The 20,108-nt window shown below is 61.3% G+C and carries 17 protein-coding genes; 10 read left to right on the top strand and 7 right to left on the bottom strand.

Features of this window, described 5'->3' with window-relative positions; translation table 11 throughout:
• Positions 1–95 precede the first annotated feature (95 nt).
• From BV911_RS10075 to BV911_RS10040, 8 genes are all read left to right on the top strand, one after another.
• Positions 96–1,010, top strand: a complete 915-nt coding sequence (locus BV911_RS10075) for a D-alanine--D-alanine ligase (RefSeq protein WP_086053484.1) — start codon at positions 96–98, stop codon at positions 1,008–1,010.
• Positions 998–1,897, top strand: a complete 900-nt coding sequence (locus BV911_RS10070) for a cell division protein FtsQ/DivIB (RefSeq protein WP_086053483.1) — start codon at positions 998–1,000, stop codon at positions 1,895–1,897. Before BV911_RS10075 ends, BV911_RS10070 begins: the two co-directional genes overlap by 13 nt.
• On the top strand, positions 1,894–3,225 hold the full coding sequence (gene ftsA / locus BV911_RS10065) for a cell division protein FtsA (protein ID WP_086053482.1): 1,332 nt from the start codon (positions 1,894–1,896) through the stop codon (positions 3,223–3,225). The genes BV911_RS10070 and ftsA overlap by 4 nt, the downstream gene beginning before the upstream one ends.
• Positions 3,226–3,395: 170 nt before the next feature.
• Positions 3,396–4,967 carry a cell division protein FtsZ gene (ftsZ, locus tag BV911_RS10060; protein WP_086053481.1) on the top strand — a complete coding sequence of 524 codons (1,572 nt, stop codon included), beginning with the start codon at positions 3,396–3,398 and terminating at the stop codon, positions 4,965–4,967.
• A gap of 219 nt (positions 4,968–5,186) precedes the next feature.
• Positions 5,187–6,107, top strand: coding sequence for a UDP-3-O-acyl-N-acetylglucosamine deacetylase (gene lpxC, locus BV911_RS10055; protein ID WP_086053480.1), 921 nt, complete (start codon positions 5,187–5,189; stop codon positions 6,105–6,107).
• Between the two features lie 125 nt (positions 6,108–6,232).
• Positions 6,233–7,066: an outer membrane protein assembly factor BamD gene (locus tag BV911_RS10050; protein WP_256388249.1), complete on the top strand. Its 834-nt coding sequence runs from the start codon at positions 6,233–6,235 to the stop codon at positions 7,064–7,066.
• Positions 7,067–7,123: 57 nt separating this feature from the next.
• Entirely contained in the window at positions 7,124–8,779 is a 1,656-nt protein-coding gene (recN, locus tag BV911_RS10045; RefSeq protein ID WP_086053478.1) for a DNA repair protein RecN, read from the top strand.
• A gap of 172 nt (positions 8,780–8,951) precedes the next feature.
• Positions 8,952–10,562, top strand: a complete 1,611-nt coding sequence (locus BV911_RS10040; protein WP_086053502.1) for a chloride channel protein — start codon at positions 8,952–8,954, stop codon at positions 10,560–10,562.
• A gap of 4 nt (positions 10,563–10,566) precedes the next feature.
• On the opposite strand, the gene BV911_RS10035 is transcribed toward BV911_RS10040, so the two are convergent.
• A complete protein-coding gene (locus tag BV911_RS10035) occupies positions 10,567–11,256 on the bottom strand; it encodes a TetR/AcrR family transcriptional regulator (protein ID WP_086053477.1) in 690 nt (229 codons plus the stop codon).
• A 186-nt stretch (positions 11,257–11,442) separates the two neighbouring features.
• Here BV911_RS10035 and BV911_RS10030 point away from each other — a divergent pair, with 186 nt between their 5' ends.
• Both BV911_RS10030 and BV911_RS10025 read left to right on the top strand, forming a co-directional pair.
• Positions 11,443–12,642: an HlyD family secretion protein gene (locus BV911_RS10030; RefSeq protein WP_086053476.1), complete on the top strand. Its 1,200-nt coding sequence runs from the start codon at positions 11,443–11,445 to the stop codon at positions 12,640–12,642.
• A gap of 1 nt (position 12,643) precedes the next feature.
• Positions 12,644–14,191, top strand: coding sequence for a DHA2 family efflux MFS transporter permease subunit (locus BV911_RS10025; RefSeq protein ID WP_086053501.1), 1,548 nt, complete (start codon positions 12,644–12,646; stop codon positions 14,189–14,191).
• Positions 14,192–14,223: 32 nt separating this feature from the next.
• Here the strand turns inward: BV911_RS10025 and dtd are convergent, their stop codons facing one another.
• Genes dtd through BV911_RS09995 form a run of 6 tightly spaced genes read right to left on the bottom strand, consistent with a single transcriptional unit; the run spans position 14,224 to position 20,104 of the window.
• Positions 14,224–14,673: a D-aminoacyl-tRNA deacylase gene (dtd, locus tag BV911_RS10020; protein WP_086053475.1), complete on the bottom strand. Its 450-nt coding sequence runs from the start codon at positions 14,671–14,673 to the stop codon at positions 14,224–14,226.
• Positions 14,673–15,596 carry a carbohydrate kinase gene (locus tag BV911_RS10015; RefSeq protein ID WP_086053474.1) on the bottom strand — a complete coding sequence of 308 codons (924 nt, stop codon included), beginning with the start codon at positions 15,594–15,596 and terminating at the stop codon, positions 14,673–14,675. The genes dtd and BV911_RS10015 overlap by 1 nt, the downstream gene beginning before the upstream one ends.
• Before the next feature lie 58 nt (positions 15,597–15,654).
• The gene (locus BV911_RS10010) at positions 15,655–16,758 is read right to left on the bottom strand and encodes a TFIIB-type zinc finger domain-containing protein (RefSeq protein WP_086053473.1); all 1,104 of its coding nucleotides are present in this window, start codon (positions 16,756–16,758) and stop codon (positions 15,655–15,657) included.
• 51 nt (positions 16,759–16,809) lie between these two features.
• On the bottom strand, positions 16,810–17,934 hold the full coding sequence (locus tag BV911_RS10005) for an SPFH domain-containing protein (protein WP_086053472.1): 1,125 nt from the start codon (positions 17,932–17,934) through the stop codon (positions 16,810–16,812).
• Between the two features lies 1 nt (position 17,935).
• Positions 17,936–18,925 carry a DUF2927 domain-containing protein gene (locus BV911_RS10000; protein WP_086053471.1) on the bottom strand — a complete coding sequence of 330 codons (990 nt, stop codon included), beginning with the start codon at positions 18,923–18,925 and terminating at the stop codon, positions 17,936–17,938.
• A 12-nt stretch (positions 18,926–18,937) separates the two neighbouring features.
• A complete protein-coding gene (locus tag BV911_RS09995) occupies positions 18,938–20,104 on the bottom strand; it encodes a toxic anion resistance protein (protein ID WP_086053470.1) in 1,167 nt (388 codons plus the stop codon).
• Between the last annotated feature and the right edge of the window lie 4 nt (positions 20,105–20,108).

The raw sequence follows: 20,108 nt of genomic DNA, 5'->3' as shown, positions 1-20,108 counted from the left end.
ACCCAAACGCAGGGGGCAACCCCAACATAACGCCGGGAAATTCCGGCATCGAGCAGGCAACGGGTCAGAGCAGACCCCGAAAGTTGAGGCAGGGTATGTCGCCAAAGACAGATCCCTTGGTCGCGGTCCTTCTCGGAGGTCCGTCCGCAGAGCGCGAGGTGTCGCTGTCGTCTGGTCGCGAATGCGCCAAGGCATTGCGGCAGGCGGGCTATGCCGTGACCGAGATCGACGCAGGTCCAGATCTGGCCGCGCAATTGCGCGCCGCCGGCCCTGATGTGGTGTTCAACGCCTTGCATGGTCGCTGGGGTGAGGATGGCTGCGTGCAAGGGCTGCTGGAATGGATGGGGTTGCCCTATACCCATTCCGGAGTGCTGGCATCGGCCTTGGCCATGGACAAACAACGCAGCAAAATGGTCTTTTCCGAGGCCGGACTGCCGGTGGTCGACAGTTGTATCGTCGCCGCGTCCGAGGTCCGCAAATGCCATGTTCTAGACCCGCCCTATGTGGTGAAGCCCAACAACGAAGGCTCGTCCGTCGGCGTCTATTTGGTGCAAGAAGCTGCCGACGCGCCGCCCCAGCTTGGGGCCGAGATGCCCGAAATGGTCATGGTGGAACGGTTCGCGCCGGGGCGCGAGCTGACCACCACGGTGATGGGGGATCGGGCCTTGACCGTCACCGATATCCTGACGGATGGCTGGTATGACTATGATGCCAAGTACAAACCGGGCGGATCTCGGCATGTGGTGCCTGCCGCGGTTCCTGAGACCATTCGCAACGCCTGTCTCGACTACGCCTTGCGCGCCCATGTGGCCTTGGGTTGTCGGGGGGTCAGCCGTACCGATTTTCGATGGGATGAGGCCCGCGGGCTGAGCGGATTGATCTTGCTGGAAACCAACACCCAGCCGGGCATGACGCCGACCTCTTTGGCACCTGAACAGGCGGCCCATTGCGGCATCGGGTTCGCAGACCTCTGCGCTTGGATGGTGGAGGACGCCTCATGCAACCGCTGAGGCGCGCCGGCATTCCGGCCCCGGAGGTGCGTCATGATCCGGCCCCTAGCCGAATCTCATATCGCTTGAACCGGATCTGGTTGTCGCCGGTGCTGCGCCGCATCATCACCTTCGTCGTGCCCTCGGTTCTGGTGATTGGTTTGATTGGGCTCTACATCTCCAACCCCAACCGACAGGCTGTGTTGCGCGGCTGGGTGGCCGATATCACCAGTTCGATCGAGGCGCGCCCGGAATTCCAGATCCGGCAGATGTCGATCACTGGCGCGTCTCCTGTGCTGGCCAATGCGATCCGCGAGCGGGTCGAGGTTGATTTTCCGGTCAGCTGGTTCCGAATCGAGCCGGCGGACATTCAGGCCCGGATCGCCGGTTTGGATGCGGTCGCCGACGTTCAGGTGACGGTGGAATTGGGTGGGGCGCTGAATCTGCGGGTGACCGAGCGGGAACCGGCCGTGATCTGGCGGCGTGCATTCTCTCTAGAAATGTTGGACGAAACCGGCGTCCGGATCGCCTATATCGACCGCCGTGATGGCCGCCCGGACCTGCCTTTGATTACCGGTGACGGCGCGGATGCTGCTGTCTTCGAAGCCATGACCCTGTTCGAAGCTGCCGCCCCGATCAACGATCGGCTGCGTGGGTTGACCCGTCGGGGCGAGCGGCGCTGGGACGTGGTTCTGGACCGCGATCAGGTGATTCAGTTGCCAGAGCAGGAGCCGCGCGTGGCACTGGAGCGAGTTTTGGCAATGCAGGCAGCGCAAGACATTCTCAATCGCGACATTCCCGTCATCGATATGCGCGACCCAGAGCGGCCGATCGTGCGTCTTGGGACTGAAGCCATCGACTATTTGCGTCTGACCAGAGCCTTTGAAAAAGGATTGGCGAAGAAATGAGTGACCTATACGAAACCCAGCGGGGGATGCGTCAAATCCGCAAGGCGGCGATGCAGCGCGGTATTGTGGCTATCCTCGATCTCGGGACATCCAAGGCAACGTGCTTGGTGCTGCGCTTTGATGGCGATGTGGGCGACATGGGCGACGGGGTTGGCCCCATGGCCGGTCAGTCGCAGTTCCGAATTATCGGTGCCGCCACGACCCGGGCGCGCGGGATGCGCCATGGCGAAATTGAAGTGATGCAGGAAACCGAACGTGCCGTGCGCACGGTGGTTCAGGCGGCACAGAAAATGGCGCAAGTGCGGGTCGATCACGCCATCGTCAGTTTTTCAGGGGCCAACCCACGATCCTATGGACTGACGGGTGAGATCGACATCAACGGTCAGGAAGTGACCGAAAGTGACGTGGCTGGCGTGCTGGGCAGTTGCGACATGCCTGATATCGGCAGCCACCGCGCCGTGCTGCACGCCCAGCCGGTGAACTTTGCGCTGGATCATCGGTCGGGGTTAAGCGATCCGCGCGGCCAGATTGGCAACAGCCTGACGACGGATATGCACCTTCTGGCCGTAGACCGGGATGTGGTCCGCAACATCCTGCATTGTATCAAGCGGTGTGACCTTGAATTGGCGGGGCTGGCGTCGTCGGCTTATGTCTCGGGCATCGCCGCTATGGTTGAGGACGAGCAAAAGCTGGGCGCGGCCTGTATCGATCTTGGCGCGGGCACGACCGGGGTGTCGATCTTCCTGCGCGGGCATATGATTTACGCCGACACCGTTCGGATCGGCGGTCTTCACGTCAGTCAGGACATCTCGCGCGGGTTGGGCATTCCGATGACCTTGGCCGAGCGTATTAAAACCGTACACGGTGGTCTGGTTGCCACCGGGCGTGACGACCGGGACATGATTGAACTGAGCGGCGAGACCGGCGATTGGGAGCATGATCGCCGTGAGATTTCGCGCTCCGAGTTGATCGGGATCATGCGTCCCCGGGTCGAAGAAATCCTTGAAGAAGTGCGCGAGCGACTAGACGTTGCGGGCTTTGACGATCTGCCAAGTCAGAAGATCGTGCTGACAGGTGGCGCCTCTCAGGTGCCGGGTCTTGCGGGTCTTGCGGCGCGAATCCTCGGCCAAAATGTGCGGCTTGGGCGGCCCTTACGGGTGCAGGGGCTGCCTCAGGCGGCGACCGGTCCGGGCTTCTCGTCGGCGGTTGGTTTGAGCCTGTTTGCCTCGCATCCACAGGACGAATGTTGGGATTTCGAGATCCGCGATGGGCGCTATCCCGCCCGCTCGCTGCGCCGTGCAGTGAAATGGTTCAAGGAAAACTGGTAACCACGGCGGATTTCTTCCTACTATTGTGTCTTTTTTGCCTTTGACGTCCATTTTTGGCGTGACCGAAGGCTATGGCATTGCTACAATTCCATCCAATGAGCAGCCGCGGGCGCAAAGTCCGCACGTACAACAGCGGACCGAATGTCCGCATACCCACAGGCGGACTTAAGATGGCATTGACTCTGACTATCCCAGATCAGGATGACCTGCGACCGAAGATCACCGTTTTCGGCGTCGGTGGCGCAGGCGGCAACGCGGTCAATAATATGATCGAGAAGCAGTTGGATGGCGTCGATTTCGTGGTTGCGAATACCGACGCGCAGGCCCTGTCGCACAGCCATTCGAAAGCGAAGGTCCAGATGGGGGTCAAAGTCACCGAAGGCTTGGGCGCGGGGGCGCGTCCAGCTGTTGGTGCTGCGGCTGCTGAAGAATCAATTGAAGAAATTGTCGATCATCTGGTCGGCAGCCACATGTGTTTTATCACTGCCGGAATGGGCGGCGGTACCGGGACGGGCGCTGCGCCGATCATCGCGCAGGCCGCACGTGAGCTTGGGGTTCTGACTGTCGGCGTCGTGACCAAACCGTTCCAGTTCGAGGGTGCCAAGCGCATGCGCAAGGCCGAGGACGGTATCGAGGCGCTGCAAAAGGTCGTCGATACGCTGATCATCATTCCTAACCAAAACCTGTTCCGGTTGGCCAACGAGAAAACGACCTTCACCGAGGCGTTTTCTCTGGCCGACGACGTGCTGTATCAGGGCGTCAAAGGCGTGACGGACCTGATGGTTCGTCCGGGTCTGATCAACCTCGACTTTGCTGACGTTCGTGCCGTGATGGACGAAATGGGCAAGGCGATGATGGGAACCGGCGAGGGCGAGGGCGAAAACCGTGCGCTGCAAGCGGCTGAAAAGGCCATCGCCAACCCGCTGCTCGACGAAATCTCACTGAAAGGCGCGCGCGGCGTGCTGATCAACATCACAGGCGGCTACGATCTGACCCTGTTCGAACTGGACGAGGCCGCAAACCGAATCCGCGAAGAAGTCGACCCGGATGCCAACATCATCGTCGGGTCGACCCTCGATCCCGAGATGGAAGGCCGGATGCGTGTCTCGGTTGTCGCAACGGGAATCGATGCGGCCCAAAATGTCGAAGAAGTTCCAGTACAGCGTCGCCGTCTGGCCGAGCCGCTGACCAATACCGTGCATGTGGAAGTGTCCGCTGAAGTCGCCGCGAAGGACTATCGCAGTGAAGATGCAGCGCAGACTCCCGCGGCGCAGAAACCTGCCGCCAAGGCCGAAGAACCGGCGATGTTCCACGATCTTGATCCGCTTCCGGCCGCGCGTCCGACCGCGGCGGATGACGATCTGCCGCCTCCGGCCTACATGCCGCAACCGGCTGCCCCGGCCATGGCGCAGCCCACGGCAGCCCAGCAACGGTCCGGTTTGGCTGGGTCTCCAACCCCGGAAACCCTGCGCCGCTTGGAAGCTGCTGTGCGCAAATCCCCCGAGGGTGGCGCGTCGTCCGGGTCGGACAACGCCTTCGGCTCGACTCAGCCGGCGGCAGACAAATCGCGGTTTGGCATCAACTCGTTGATCAACCGGATGACCGGCCATTCGCAAGACCCGCGCGCACAGGCCGGGCGGTCGCAGCCGCCGGTACAATCCTTGCCGCAAGAGAACCCGGAAGATGACGCCGAACTGGACCGGATCGAAATCCCGGCATTTCTGCGTCGCCAAGCGAATTAATTTACATTAATAAATGTGATCTGAAAGAGCCGGCGAACAGCCGGCTCTTTTCGTTTATAATCAACGGATTAACCCAATCTTTTGTCCCAAGGGGCGGATTTGCGCCGGTGGCCGAATTCGCATGTTTCAGACCGTTGTAATCTGTGTGTTGTGATGACGCAGGCCCCCGATTAGCTAAGGATCAACGCAGCGTTTCTGCGCAGAAAGTTGAGGGACGTCATGCAAACCACACTGAAAACATCGGTGGAATTCAAGGGGATCGGTCTTCATTCCGGTCGTCCTGTTCGCATGACCGTTCGGCCTGCTGCTGTGGATCATGGCATTATCTTTCACCGGACCGATGCGGCTGGCGACGACGCTTATCTGCCGGCTTTGTGGCACATGGTGGATCAGTCGCCGCTTTGCACCAAGCTGCGCACCGAAACTGGCGTGACGGTATCGACCATTGAGCATTTGATGGCTGCCCTTGCCGGTCTTGGGGTGCGCAATGCGCTGATCGATATCGACGGCCCCGAAGTTCCGATTCTTGATGGCAGCGCGGCACCCTTCGTGCGCAAGATCTTGCAATCAGGTCTTGAGGCGCAGTCTGGCGCAAGCTTGGCGATCAAGATTCTGCGCCCGGTCGAAGTTGCCCATAATGGCGCTGTCGCCCGGTTGGAGCCCGATAGCGGCCTGTTCATCGATTTCAGCATTGCGTTCGAGGACGCCGCCATCGGGACTCAGAGCCGCAGCCTGAACATGCGCAATGGCGCGTTTGTCCGGACGCTGTGTGACAGCCGGACGTTCTGTCGCCAGTCCGACGTGGATGCGATGCGCGAAGCCGGGTTGGCCCTTGGCGGAACGACGGCGAACGCGGTTGTGTTCGATGGCGATCTGGTCGTCAGCCCTGGCGGCCTGCGCCATACGGATGAACCGGTTCGCCACAAGATGTTGGATGCCTTGGGGGATCTGGCATTGGCAGGGGCCCCGATTCTTGGCCGCTACATTGGCGTCCGTGCCGGGCACACTATGACGAACCGGCTTCTGCGTGCGGTCTTCGCCGATCCGACGGCCTATGAAATCGTCGAATGCGATCCGGAAACGACGTATTCCTTGCCCGGTGCGGGGGTCAGTCAAGGTGATCTGGCTCTCTGTGCGTAGTCGGCGAAAACCCGTTCAACAATCATTTGATCCAGAAAAACCGGGAAAGGGCATTTTTCCCGGTTTTCTTTCATGCTAGTCCAACCCTGACGGGTAAGGAACCTCGTGATTTGGCAGGGTCTTCAGTGAATAAAGCCGGGCGATTAAAGCGAGTCGTTGCAGCAGGGTGTCTTGCCCTGCTTGTCGCTGGCTGTGGTGATGACAGCCCGCCGCCACTGGAGAACTTTACGCCCAAGGAAATTTATGACCGGGCGGAGTACGAGTTGGAGGTCGGCAACTACGTCGATTCCGCCAAGTACTTCAGCGAAGTCGAACGGCTGTATCCCTATTCTGAGTGGGCGAAGCGGGCGTTGATTATGCAGGCTTTTGCGTTGCATCGTGACAAGCTGTACGACGAAAGCCGGGCGGCAGCGCAACGCTACATCGACTTCTATCCCGCCGACGAAGATGCGGCTTATGCGCAGTATCTTTTGGCGCTTAGCTATTACGATCAGATCGACGACGTTGGCCGGGATCAGGGTCTGACCTTTCAGGCCTTGCAAGCCCTCCGGACAGTGATCGAACGCTATCCCGACAGTGAATATGCACGGTCGGCGATTCTGAAGTTTGATCTGGCCTTCGATCACCTTGCGGCCAAAGAGATGGAAATCGGGCGCTATTATCTCAAGCGGGGGTATTACGCAGCGGCCATCAACCGGTTCCGGGTCGTGGTTGAAGACTTCCAGACCACCAGCCAGACCCCAGAGGCGCTTCATCGCTTGGTGGAAAGCTATCTGTCGTTGGGCTTGGTGAATGAGGCGCAGACAGCCGGGGCGGTTCTGGGATACAACTACCAGTCTTCCGAATGGTATCAGGACAGCTTTACGTTGCTGACCGGGCAGGGGTTGTTGCTGGAGCCGGTGGGCGAAAGCTGGATCCGCGCCGTCTATCGGCAGTCGGTCAAGGGCGAGTGGATTTAATGGACGCACGGGCCCGATAAGGGCGCGTGGCGGTGTGGGAAGGGTTGGCGGTCGGAGATGCTCCGGGGGCTAGAGATTCGCGATATCCTGATCATTGAGCGGCTGGATCTTGAATTCCAGCCGGGCCTGAATGTGTTGACCGGCGAAACCGGCACAGGAAAATCCATCCTACTAGATTGTCTGGGATTCGTTCTGGGGTGGCGGGGGCGGACCGATCTGGTCCGGCACGGCACCAAGCAGGGCGTGGTCTCGGCCAGCTTCGATCTGTCAGCGGATCACGCGGCGCATGCGATTTTACAAGAAGCCGGATTGCCGGATGGCGATGAGCTGGTTCTTCGTCGCAGCATCGCACCCGATGGCCGGAAAACCGCTTGGGTCAACGACCGGCGCTGCACCGGAGAGGTGTTGCGCGGGTTGTCCGATTGTCTGGTCGAACTGCATGGCCAACACGATGACCGGGGCTTGCTGGATTCCCGTCAGCATTTGGCCCTTCTGGATAGCTTTGCCGCGCATCCCGATCTGCTGGACCGTGTGCGCGTTGCGTGGCGGCGGGTGGCTGCCGCCCGCAAGGCCCGCACAACTGCCGCAGAGACCTTAGAGGCCGCGCGTCAGGAAGAAGAGTTCCTGCGCCATGCCCTTGTCGAACTTGCTGCCCTGAACCCGCAACCGGGCGAGGATGCGGTGTTGGACAAGGCGCGGCGTCGGATGCAGGCGGCGGAGCGGTTGGGTAAAGACGTGCAGCAAGCGGCTGAGGCCCTTGGACCGGCTGGGGTAGAGCGGCTGTTTGCCGATGCGGCCCGGTGGCTGGAAGATGCGGCGCGTGGGCTGGAGGACCAGCTTCAAGCTCCGATTGCGGCGCTGGACCGTGCGATGGCGGAACTTGCCGAGGCACAATCCGGGATCGACGCCTGCCTTGACGCGATCAGCTATGATCCCTTCGAGTTGGAAAATACTGAAGAGCGGTTGTTCGCCCTGCGTGCCTTGGCGCGCAAGCATGATGTGTTGCCTGATGATCTGGCCGCTTTGGCGAATGCTTTTTCGGCACGGATCGACGGAATTGACCAAGGTGCCGACACGTTGACAGCGCTGGATGCGGACTTGGCGGCAGCACGGGCTGATCTGGACGCGGTTGCGGACGCGTTGACCCTGTCGCGGCAACAAGCGGCACGCCGGCTTGATGCGGCGATGATGGCCGAACTGGCCCCGCTTAAGATGGACCGTGCCGTGTTTACCACGGTGGTGGACCCTGGCCGGGACGGTCCCGATGGGCGCGATGTCGTGGCCTTCCGCGTGGCGACGAACCCCGGCGCTCCGGCGGGGGCATTGGAAAAGATCGCCTCTGGGGGCGAGTTGTCTCGCTTCCTGCTGGCGCTCAAGGTTTGCCTGACCTCGGACAGTTCCGGCGTGACCATGATCTTCGACGAGATCGACCGCGGCGTCGGCGGGGCCACGGCGGATGCGGTGGGACGCAGACTGGCGGCGTTGGCCAATGACAGTGGCGGTCAGGTTCTGGTCGTGACCCATTCGCCGCAGGTTGCCGCCTTGGGCGCGCATCATTGGCGGGTTGAAAAACGGGTGACGGATGGCGTGACAACCTCGACCGTTGTGCCATTGGCGCCGCAGGACCGCATTGATGAAATCGCCCGGATGATTTCTGGGGATCAAGTGTCGACGGAGGCGCGTCACGCCGCACGTGCGCTGCTGTCGGCATGATGCATGTCGGATGCGTCAGGATCGCGTCGGGCAGGAAAGGGCGGGGCAACGGGGTGATGAGCGCGAGTGGTGTCAGTGCGCCTAAAGGGTCTGCGTGACCGGCGCGAAGAACCTTGGCCCTGCCGAGACCCGGCCTGGAATCGGGTCGGTCGTGGTGCGGAATTGGCGGCGTATGCGCGTGCGATGGCCCGCCAAGCTGTGGTTTTGGTGTCTTGCATTGGTGATCGGCGCCGCAGCCGGGTTTGCAGCTCTGTTGTTTCGGCTCAGCATTGATCGGCTAACCTTGCTTGTCTACGGGACCGATGGCCGAACGCTGGCAACCGTCCTCAACGGTTTGCCGTGGTGGTGGCTGATCACGGTGCCGGTGGTGGGGGGGCTTGTTGTTGGGCTGATTTTGGATCGGTTCACCCCGAACGGGTCGGTTCACACGGTGGCAGATGTGATCGAAGGCGCGGCCCTGAATGGGGGCCGGGTGGCGGTCAAGGAGGGGGTCGCCTCGGCGGTGGCCTCTTTGATCACGGTGTCGACCGGTGGCTCCACCGGACGCGAAGGCCCGGTTGTGCATCTGGCGGCGACCATCTCAACCTGGGTGTGTGTGCGGCTGCGCTGCGATGGGGTCACGGGCCGCGATCTTCTGGGCTGTGCCGTGGCCGGTGCGGTTTCGGCGTCGTTCAATGCCCCGATTGCGGGGGCGCTGTTTGCGCTGGAGGTGGTGCTACGCCACTTCGCGCTGAACGCCTTTGCCCCGATTGTGATCGCGTCGGTAGCAGGAACCGTGATCAACCGGCTGGAATTTGGCGGCGTAACCGAGTTTGTCCTGCCAGAGCCGGGCAGTCTGGACTTTTACGTCGAACTGCCGGCGTTTCTTGTTCTTGGCTTGGTGAGCGGCTTGATTGCCATTGCTTTGATGCTGGCAGTGTTCTGGGCCGAGGATGTGGGTACCTACATCACCCGGCGGACCGGGATGAAACGCTGGTTGCGGCCCGCGTTCGCCGGATTGTTGATGGGGTTGGTTGCGATCTGGTTCCCGCATGTGATCGGGGTCGGGTATCAGACGACGGCCTCGGCCCTGACCGGGCAGTTGACCTTTCACGATGCGGTTCTGTTTGCGGTCATCAAATGCGTCGCTGTGGCCATCACGTTCGGCGGGCGTATGGGCGGCGGCGTGTTCTCACCGTCGCTGATGGTGGGGGCGTTGTCCGGTCTGGCCTTCGGAATGGTGGCCACCAGCATCTTCCCGCACGTCTCTGGCTCTGAGACGCTCTATGCGCTGGCAGGCATGGGCGCGGTCGCTGCGGCGGTGCTGGGCGCACCGATTTCGACCACGCTGATCGTGTTTGAACTGACCGGGGACTGGCAAACAGGACTTGCGGTGATGACAGCCGTGTCTTTGTCGACGGCGCTGGCCAGCCGGGTCGTCGAGCGCTCTTTCTTTTTGACCCAACTGGAACGGCGCGGGGTCCGCTTAAGCGCCGGTCCGCAAGCCTATCTCCTGGCAACCGTTCCGGTCTCTGAGGTCTTGCGCAAACGGTCCTATCCCGGTGCGCCGTTTCCGCCTGAAAGCGCTGCGTTGATCGGCGCGGGCCAATCTGTGGCGCCGGGCGCAACCTTGGAACAGGCTATGGTGCTGTTCCAACCGGATAGCGCGGATTACTTGCCGGTCATCGCTGCGCCCGCGCAGGGGGTGGGGCCACCGGTCTATGTGGGCACGCTGTACCGGGCGGATGCGTTCATGGCCTATGCGAACATGCTGGCCGCGACCGCCGCCGAGGAACATCGCTAACCGGTTAAACCGCGCCGGTGCCGCCCTGCCTGTCACCCACGGCATAGGCGGTGAGAAACATTGTGACCGCACTGTCGACCGTCGCCGCTATCCGGTCCGGGGCGGGGGGCAGCGGAGCTTTGCCGAGCAGCCGTTGCCGAAACGTCCCGGCAAGGCACAATTCAAGAAACTGCGACGCGCCAAGGGCGGGATCGGGAATGCGCAGATGGCCCAGTGTGATTTCGCGTTCGAGAAGCTTCAACAACCCCGCCTGACCACGGCGCGCGCCGGAATCGTAGAACCGAACCCCTAGTTCCGGAAGGGTCTCGACCGCACCGATCACCATGCGGTGGGTGCGGATCACCCGGTCGGAGCCAAGACTTTCTGCCACCTGTCGGCCAAAGATGGTCAGTTTCTCGGCCAAGGGTCGATCCGAGGTCAGCGTCGCCTCTAATCCCAGAAACAACCGGTCCCGTTCGCGCGAGACCATGGCTTCGAACAGTGCCACCTTGTCGGCAAAATAGACGTAGAGCGTCCCCTTGGATACGTTCGATGCGCGGCAGACATCGTTCATGCTGGTGCCGTCAAAGCCGCGACTGAAAAACGCGGTGACCGCACCATCAAGAATCTGGTCGCGCTTCGCCGGGTCAGCGCCGGCTGCATGGCGGCGCTTTTGTGGGATGTGGTCCGGCCCGGTGCAATCTAACTTATTCATTCAAGGCGAGCTCCAACAATTTCGCACAGGGACCTGTGCAGCATAATCGAACCAACCGGTTCGGTGAAGTCTTGATCGGCACGGTCGGCTGGCCTAAGTCGATCCTCGAACCAATCGGTTCGATCCGGCTGATCGCCAGCCCGCCCGCAGATGTACCCATCCGGGGATGCCGCAAGGACCACACAAATGACCCAAGACCCGACCACGACAGAGACACCGCGCGCCAGCTTGCCGCCGGTCAGCACGATCCGGGTTCCGGTCTCGCAGCCTCATGCCCGCCCTGAGGCGGCTTCGGTCAAACGCCGAGGCCTGAAACCGGTGATCTTCGGTCTGCTTGCCGCCGCCGTGATCGGGGCAGGTGGATATGAGGGGTATCAGTGGTGGACGACGGGCCGGTTCATGGTTTCGACCGATGATGCCTATGTCGACGCCGACATCACCCTGATTTCCAGCCGGGTCCAAGGCTATGTGACCGACCTTGCCGTACAGGCCAATGACCGAGTGGCCGCCGGTGACGTCTTAATCCGATTGGACGATGGCGATTACCGCAATGCGCTTGAAACGGCGAAAAGCCGGGTGGCGACGGCGGGTTTGACCTTGCAGCGAATCGACGCCCAGATCACCGCCGCCAAAGCCAGTGTGGCCGAGGCCGAGGCGATGCGCGATTCGGCGCAGGCGCAATTGCGAAACGCCCAGACCACTTTAACCCGGGTCCAAGGCCTGTCGGATCGCAAGGTGGTGGCGCAGGCGCAATTGGATGCCGCGATTGAGGATTTCGAGACCGCGACCGCCGAGATGGCCAAAGCGCGGGCCTTTGTCGCCAGTGCCGAAGCGCAGGTCGCGGTCTTGCAAGCGGAGCGGGCGGAATCAGACGGTGCACGGCGCGCGCTGGACATCGCGGTGGATCAAGCACAACGCGATCTTGATCTCACTGTCCTGCGCGCCCCTGTTGACGGCGTGATTGCCAATCTTGCCATCGAGACCGGCGATCTGGTCTCTGCCGGGGTGCGGTTGGCCGCGTTGGTCCCGCAAGACGGTCTCTATGTCGAGGCAAATTTCAAGGAAACACAGATGGATGGCATTGTGCCCGGCTCCACCGTGCATCTGTCGTTCGACGCCCTGCCGGGGCAAGACTTTGCCAGCACGGTGGCGTCGGCGTCCCCGGCCACCGGGGCGGTGTTTTCGCTGTTGCCAGCGGACAATGCCACCGGCAACTTCACCAAGGTGGTGCAGCGCGTGCCGGTGCGGATCAATGTGCCCGATGCGGCGCTGGCGACTGGCGGTATCCGCGCGGGCTTGTCCGTGACCGTCGAAGTTGACAGCCGGACCGGTGGGGCCGCTGCGACAAAGACGGCCGATATCGCCGCGCTTGCTGCGGCCCAGTGAGATGTCCGCCGAACCAGAGATGACACCGCGCCGACTGATCGCCTTTTTGGTGATGGTCGTCGGCATGTTCATGGCCATTCTCGACATTCAGATCGTGTCGGCGTCTTTGCCCGAAATTCAGGCGGGGTTGGCCGCCAGCCCGGATGAGATCAGCTGGGTTCAGACCAGTTACCTGATCGCCGAGGTTATCATGATTCCGCTGTCGGGGTTTCTGGCACGGGCGATGTCAACGCGGCTGCTGTTTTCCATCTCGGCTGCGGGATTTACTGCCGCCAGTTTCATGTGCGCGACTGCGGGATCGATCAATGAGATGATCCTTTGGCGCGGGGTGCAGGGCTTTCTGGGCGGCGGCATGATCCCAGCAGTCTTTGCGGCGGCATTTACGATCTTTCCACCCTCCAAGCGCAATCTTGTGTCGCCAATGATCGGGTTGATTGCGACTCTAGCGCCGACCGTTGGTCCGACCGTGGGCGGATATCTGAGTGCGACCCTGTCATGGCATTGGCTGTTTCTGGTCAATGTTCCACCGGGAATTGCCGTGGCGATCGGGGCTTATCTGTTGATCGACTTTGATAAGCCGGATTGGCCGCTGCTCAAACGCTTTGACTGGATCGGTCTGGCGGCGCTGGCCGGGTTTCTGGGCGGCATGGAGTATGTGCTGGAGGAAGGCCCAAACAACGACTGGTTTCAAGATCACCTTGTGGCCATTTTGGCCGGGGTGATGGTGGTCGGCGGTGTTGTCACCTTCTGGCGGGCCTTGACCCGTGATGAGCCCATTGTTGATCTGTCGGCCTTTACCAACGCCAACTTTTCCGTCGGCTCGCTGTTTTCGTTCGTGATGGGGATCGGGCTTTACGGGCTGACCTATTTGTACCCGCTCTATCTGTCGTCGATCCGGGGCTATGACAGCCTGATGATTGGACAGACGGTGTTTGTGTCCGGGCTGGCGATGTTCGCCTCAGCGCCGCTTGCTGGGATGTTGGCGTCGAAAATTGACCTGCGGCTGATGTTGCTGCTCGGATTTCTGGGGTTCGCCACGTCGACATGGATGCTGACGGGGCTAACCGCGGATTGGGATTTCAACGAATTGCTGGTGCCGCAAATCTTGCGCGGGTTGTCGTTGATGATCTGTATGGTGCCGATCAACAACCTTGCCCTTGGCACCTTGCCGGCCTCGAAAATGAAAGGGGCATCGGGCCTGTACAACCTGATGCGCAATCTGGGCGGTGCTGTGGGGCTTGCGGTCATCAACACCCTGCTGTCGAATCGCAATGTCCTGCATGCCGAGCGCCTGTCTGAGCATCTGAATTGGTCAAACCCGGAAGTGTTGCGGCAATTGTCGATGATGGAGGCAAACCTCGACGCACAGGGTCTGGAAGGGGCCACCGGCGCGTTGATGCAATTGAGCCTGCGGGTTCAGCAGCAAGCCACGGTCATGTCCTTCGTCGACATTTTCCTATTGATCACGGTTCTGTTTGCGGGATTGGCGATGGCGGCGCTGTTGATGAAGGTGCCCCCGAAGGACAAGACAGTTGATGCGCATGGCTAGGCCGGTACGGGAAATCTGTAAAGGCGCTGGGATCAGGCAGGCTTGGCGGTATCCATCCAGATGGTGACCGGTCCGTCATTGATCAGGTGCACCGCCATGTCGGCGCCGAATTCTCCGGTCTCGACCGGCACTGATAAGTCAGAAAGCGCGTGGACGAACGCCTCATAGAGCCGTTTGCCATCGGCGGGGGCGGCCGCATGGGAAAACCCGGGCCGGTTGCCGCTGCGGATGTCGGCGGCAAGGGTGAATTGGCTGACGACAAGGACCGCGCCGCCCGTGTCCAACACCGAGCGGTTCATCTTGCCGGCCTCGTCGCTGAAAATCTTCAGTTTGGCGATTTTGGCCGCCAAGGGGGCAACCGTGCTGTCACTGTCACCGGCCATGGCGCAGACAAGGATCACAAGGCCGGGACCGATTGCGCCGATGCAGGTATCTGCAACCCGGACCTCAGCAGAGCTGACCCGCTGAATCAACGCCCGCATCAGGCCAGTTCAGATCGGCGTGGTGGATTGGCCCCCTCGCGGGATACGGTAACGGCGGCCGCGTGGGTCGCCAGACGCACAGCGTCGCGGATGACCTCTTCGGACAGGGTGGCAAGCGTGCCACCGGCCAACGCCCCCGCCTCATGCAGCGCGGCCAGCACGCCTGCGTTGAAGGTGTCGCCGGCCCCGACAGTATCGACGGGCGTGACCTTGGTTGCGTTGACAAAAACGTCATGGTCGGCGGTGATGCCCCACGCACCCTTGGCGCCCTCGGTGATGCAGACCAATCGCGGGCCCATGGCCAAGACCTTGCGTGCCAGCTCACGACTATCGCCGATGCCCACCAGCCAATGCAGATCCTCATCTGACAGTTTCACGATGTCGGCTGCACGGATCATCCGGTCCAACCGCGCCCGATAGGCGCTTTCATCCTTGATAAAGCCGGGGCGGATGTTGGGGTCGATCATGGTGACCCGGGTTGTGCCCTCGGTCAGCATCAGATGCTCGTAGGTGGCGCCACATGGTTCGACCGCCAAGCTGATCCCACCGAAAAAGAGGGTGCTGACATCGGCAGGGATCGGGGGCAAGTCATCGACCGACAGCATCCGGCCAGCGGTGTTTTCGTCATAAAACGCATAGCGCGCCTGTCCGTCGGTCAATTCCACGAAGGCAAGGGTTGACGGGCGGTCGCTGCGCACGGCCAAATCGGTGTCGACGCCGCTATCGGTCAGGGTGGCGACCAATTGCGCACCAAACAGATCGTTGGACAGACCAGAGAACAGGCCCGCAGGCGCGCCCAAGCGGCCAAGGGCGATGGAGGTGTTGAACACCGCGCCGCCCGAGAAGGGTTGAAAACAGGCTCCGCCAGTGGTGGCTTGACGTGGCAGCATGTCGATCAGGGCTTCGCCGCAGCACAGGATCATCCGTTTCTCCCCTCAGATAGTCTGGGCGCACGCCGTCGCGGGTGCGCCAAGGTCGCCGCTATTGGCTGATAGCGTTAACATACGCGATGCCGCCAGCGATCAAAAGGCCCACAATCACGGCTGCCGCAATCTTCCAGACCGAGTAGGGGCGTTCGCCTTGGACCCGCCCGGTTTGCCCGTTCACGACAAACCGATAGCTTTTGCCGTTGTATCGGTAGGCCGCCACCCAGATCGGCAGCAAGACGTGTTTGAAGGTCACATCCGAGACCTGCGTGTCGATGCTGGTCACCCGCTGTCGGTCGCCGCCGATGTCAAAGCGCACGTCCCGCTCAATGGTGCGGTCCATCTCGGCGCGGGCGGTTCCAAAGGCTTCGTCAAGCTCGATCATATAGGCTTCAGCCCGCAACCCGGCCAGATATTCTGGCGCGTAGGGTTCAAGTTGCGACAGATCCCACGGCATCAGCCCATCAGTAAACTTGCGCGGCAACGACCGGCTGGCCAGCACCAGAACATCGTCGAACATCCGCGCAACTTGGCCCCGCGCTGAACGCCAGCGCACTTTCGCGACCCTTTCGGTATGCAACTTGCCGTCCCGACGCACAGTTCGGGTCTCATAATACACCGTGCCGTGCTGACCGGTATAGCGGCTGCGGGTCCTGGCATCGAAGGTCCAGTAGGGGACATAAATGCCGTCAAGTCGGCGGCCCTTGCGGGCATAATCTGCCAGTCCGGACGGGGCGAACCACAGGCGCCCCAACCAGTCGGTCATCGCCGATTTGGCGGCATTCTGATCCATCGCAAAGGGCAGCAGGCCCTTGGGTTTGATGTGGCGGCTGATGCCGGTATCGGTCACGACCGGAGTGGCGCAGAACGGGCATTCGGCGGCATGAATGCCCGGTTCAAATTCGACCTGCGCGCCGCAATTGCTGCAATTCAGGACCCGGGTTTCTTCCAGATCGACCTCGGGCAAGCGCCCGTCGAGGGCCGTCTTGAAATCCATCTCCCTTAGGGTGGTGCTTCCCCACGGATTGTTGCTGCGGTCGGTCAGCTCTTGCGTGTGGCCGCAATGGTCACAAATAAGCTGGCCCTGACCGGGATCAAACCGCAAGTCGGCACCGCATTGTTCGCACGGAAACTTGTGCTGTTCCATCTCGGTTGACATCACAAGTCCCGGTCGTAAACGAAAGGCAAGTTACGGCGCATCAAGGATCGCTCAGGCACCGGGTGGTGGCGGCGGCATCACCGTGAAAAGCTGCGCCAGTTCTGTGACGTCCTCGGCACGAATCCAGCCGTCCTGTCCCGCGGTCCAGACATGAGTTTCCCGCGTCAGCGCGCCATCCGTGACCATGCGGCCCATGGCGGCCTTTGAGAATGGCCCTTTGGTCGCGCCGCCTTCGGCAATGTGCCAGACATGTTCCACTGGCGGTGGCGGCGGGGGCTGCATCGGGGCAGCTTGGGCTGCGGGTTGTTGCGGGCGGGCGCCCCACGGGCCGGGCTGCGTCATCTGTGCCCCCATGCCCATGCCCATGCCGGCCCCGATTGATGCGCCCATGGCACTGCCGGGGGTGGCGGCTGCGGCGGTCATTGCCTCGGCGGCGGAATATTGGGTAAAGCGGCCCAAATCACCGGCAAGTCCCGCCGATGTGCGTTTGTCGAGCGCGGCCTCGACCGCTTCGGGCAGAGAGATGTTTTCGATATAGAGTTCGGGCATGGTCAGGCCATAGCCGGTCAGGGTCGCGCTGATTTCGGTTGCGATCAGCTTGCCAAGGTCGGCGGTGTTTGCCGCCATGTCCAGCACCGGAATGCCGGACGCGGCGATCACCCGGCTGAATTCCTGAACGATGATATTGCGGACCTGAAAGCTGATCTCATCCATGGTGAACTCACCGTCGGTCCCGACGATTTCAACCATGAACCGTGCCGGGTCAGACACGCGGATCGTGTAGGTGCCGAAGGCGCGGACCCGTACCGGACCGTATTCCGGATCGCGCAGAATGATCGGGTTCTTGGTGCCCCATTTCAGATTGTTGAACCGGGTCGTGTTGACGAAATAGATTTCGGACTTGAACGGCGAGCGAAAGCCATGATCCCAGTGCTGAAGCGTCGTCATCACCGGCATGTTGTTGGTTTCCAACATGTAAAGGCCTGGTGTGAACACGTCGGCAATCTGCCCCTCGTGGACGAATACGGCTGCTTGTCCCTCGCGGACGGTCAGCTTAGCCCCGTATTTGATCGCGTGGCCCTGACGTTCAAACCGCCACACCATGGTGTTCCGGGTGTCGTCGGTCCAATGGATGACGTCAATGAACTCTCCCGAGAGGAAATTAAATATGGACATGTTAGCTTTCTCTCGCCTCGTGGAAACTTGAAAGAGTTTGGGGTGGCAGTAGTTCGTTTGCAATCTGTTTGACGATCGGTTCCGCTTGCGCACGGGTCATGCCCGGAGACAAGCGCGGATCGTAGAGGATCGTCAACATCAGCCGGTCCTGCTTGGTCAACAGCGCGAATTCTTCGTCATCGTTGAAGATTGACGGTCGCGCCACCGGGCTGTCATTCGCTAGACCCATGCCTTGCGTGATCTCTTCGTGAAAGCACGAGGCCCGCAATTTCGACGGATGTTCGGCGCGCACAATGCTGACGGCGCGGCGGTAAATATACGGACTGTCGTCGCTGGAAAAGGCGATGACCATGCAGAACGTCGTGGGCGGCATGGTGGTGACCGTCTGAATGACGTCCGCGCTGATCCCCGGTATCAAAGCCCGCAGTCGGGGCGCAATCGCCTGCCGTTCGTCCTCGTTGATGACCAACACCACGAAATTTGGCTGATCGTCGGAGACCGAGATCGGGTGATCGGACGCCGAGACCAGATCCCTGACCAGCGCTTGAACGTCGGCCATATCCTTGCGCTTTTGCGTGTCGGGCACGGTGCTGCCAAATTCCATGGACAGGCGCACCGGGTCTTGCCAGCGGCGCAGACGACTGGCGGTTTCGCGTGCGATTAGCCCGCTACTACCCGGAACATATTCGTCATACAGCGCCACTTGGATAAAATTCTTGGCCAAAATGCGCGCGTCGAACGGAGTGTCAATGCCGCCGCCATCAGTGCGCAGCAGGCCGCGGGACAACAGATCTGATTCCAGCCCGGAATACCGCGCGGTCAGCGCTTTGCTTTCGTCCGATGCCTGAGGTGCCGGGCGCGGAATGGCCTCGGGTGGGGCCACAGGGACGGGCGCCGCAGGCGGCGCAATGCTTGGGGTTGTGCAAGCCGCGAGGCCCGCCATGACAGCGGCCCCCGTGACCCGTCGAAACAAAGCTGCGCCGGGGCGCATGGGATCACCTCACTATGCGGGCGGGTTGGATGCGGATGACGCCTTCGCGGCGGACAGGGTATCGCGCAAGTCGTGCTCCATCTTGACCAAGTCCTGTTCAGCCGCCTTGCGCTTGGCCTTGCCTTCGTCGGCAATGCGCAGGCTGTCTTCGATCGTGCCGATCAGATCGGCATTTGCCGCTTTGACCGCTTCAATATCAAACACACCGCGTTCCATTTCCTTGCGGACGGTGGCGTTGGCCTGCCGGAGGTTCTTGGCGTTGGCAGTGAGCAGCTCATTGGTCAGATCGCTGGCTTCTTTGACGGCCGACGCCGCTTCGGAGGAGCGCTGGATCGTCACGGCTTGTGCCAGTTGGGTTTCCCACAGCGGCACAGTGTTGACGAGCGTCGAGTTGATCTTGGTGACCAGCGACTTGTCGTTTTCCTGCACCAACCGAATTGAGGGCAGGCTTTGCATTGTCACCTGACGGGTCAGGCGCAGGTCGTGGACCCGCCGTTCCAGATCGTCCCGTGCGGCCCGCAGATCGCGCAGTTCTTGCGCAGCCATCACTTGCTGTTCCGGGGCTTGGGCGGCCACCGCGGCCTCTTTGGCAGGGATGTCGGTGCTGTCTAGCGCCGTCAGTTTCGCGTCACCTGCCGCGATATATACCGCCAACTCATCGTAGAAGGCCAAGGTCTTGGCGTAGAGCAGGTCGAGCGACTTGATGTCTTTCAACAGCTTATGCTCGTGCCCCAGCAGCGTATCGGTGATCTTGTCGATCTGGTCCTGAACATTCTCATACCGGGCCATGAATTGGGCCACGGGGGTCATCTTGCCAGTCAGCTTGTCCCACCAGGACCGCTTGCGATTCGGGTCTAATTCTTCGACGGAAAACCCACGAATGGTGGACACGATTTCCTTCAGGCTGTCGCCCGCCGGGCCGACATCCTTGTTGCGCACATCGGCCAGCATCGCCTGACTGATCTGCTGCAATTCGGCCTGCGCGCCCGATCCGAACGCGATGATCGAGCCGGTATTGGTCAGATCGATTTCGTCCATCCGGCGCCGGATTTCGTCGGCAACCGGCGCCTCGGCCTGATCCAGCGTCACGAGGTCGTTCTTTGGCATCGGCAAGGGAAGGGCGGCCTCTTCGACCTGAGTGATGGTCTGGGCAGCCTTCGCTTGGATCGTTTGGGACATGGAG

It is taken from the genome of Pseudoruegeria sp. SK021, from assembly GCF_002119405.1.
GTDB lineage: Bacteria > Pseudomonadota > Alphaproteobacteria > Rhodobacterales > Rhodobacteraceae > Meridianimarinicoccus.
The sequence above is the reverse complement of the archived record's forward strand: the minus strand, read 5'-3'. Positions and strand labels throughout refer to the sequence as shown.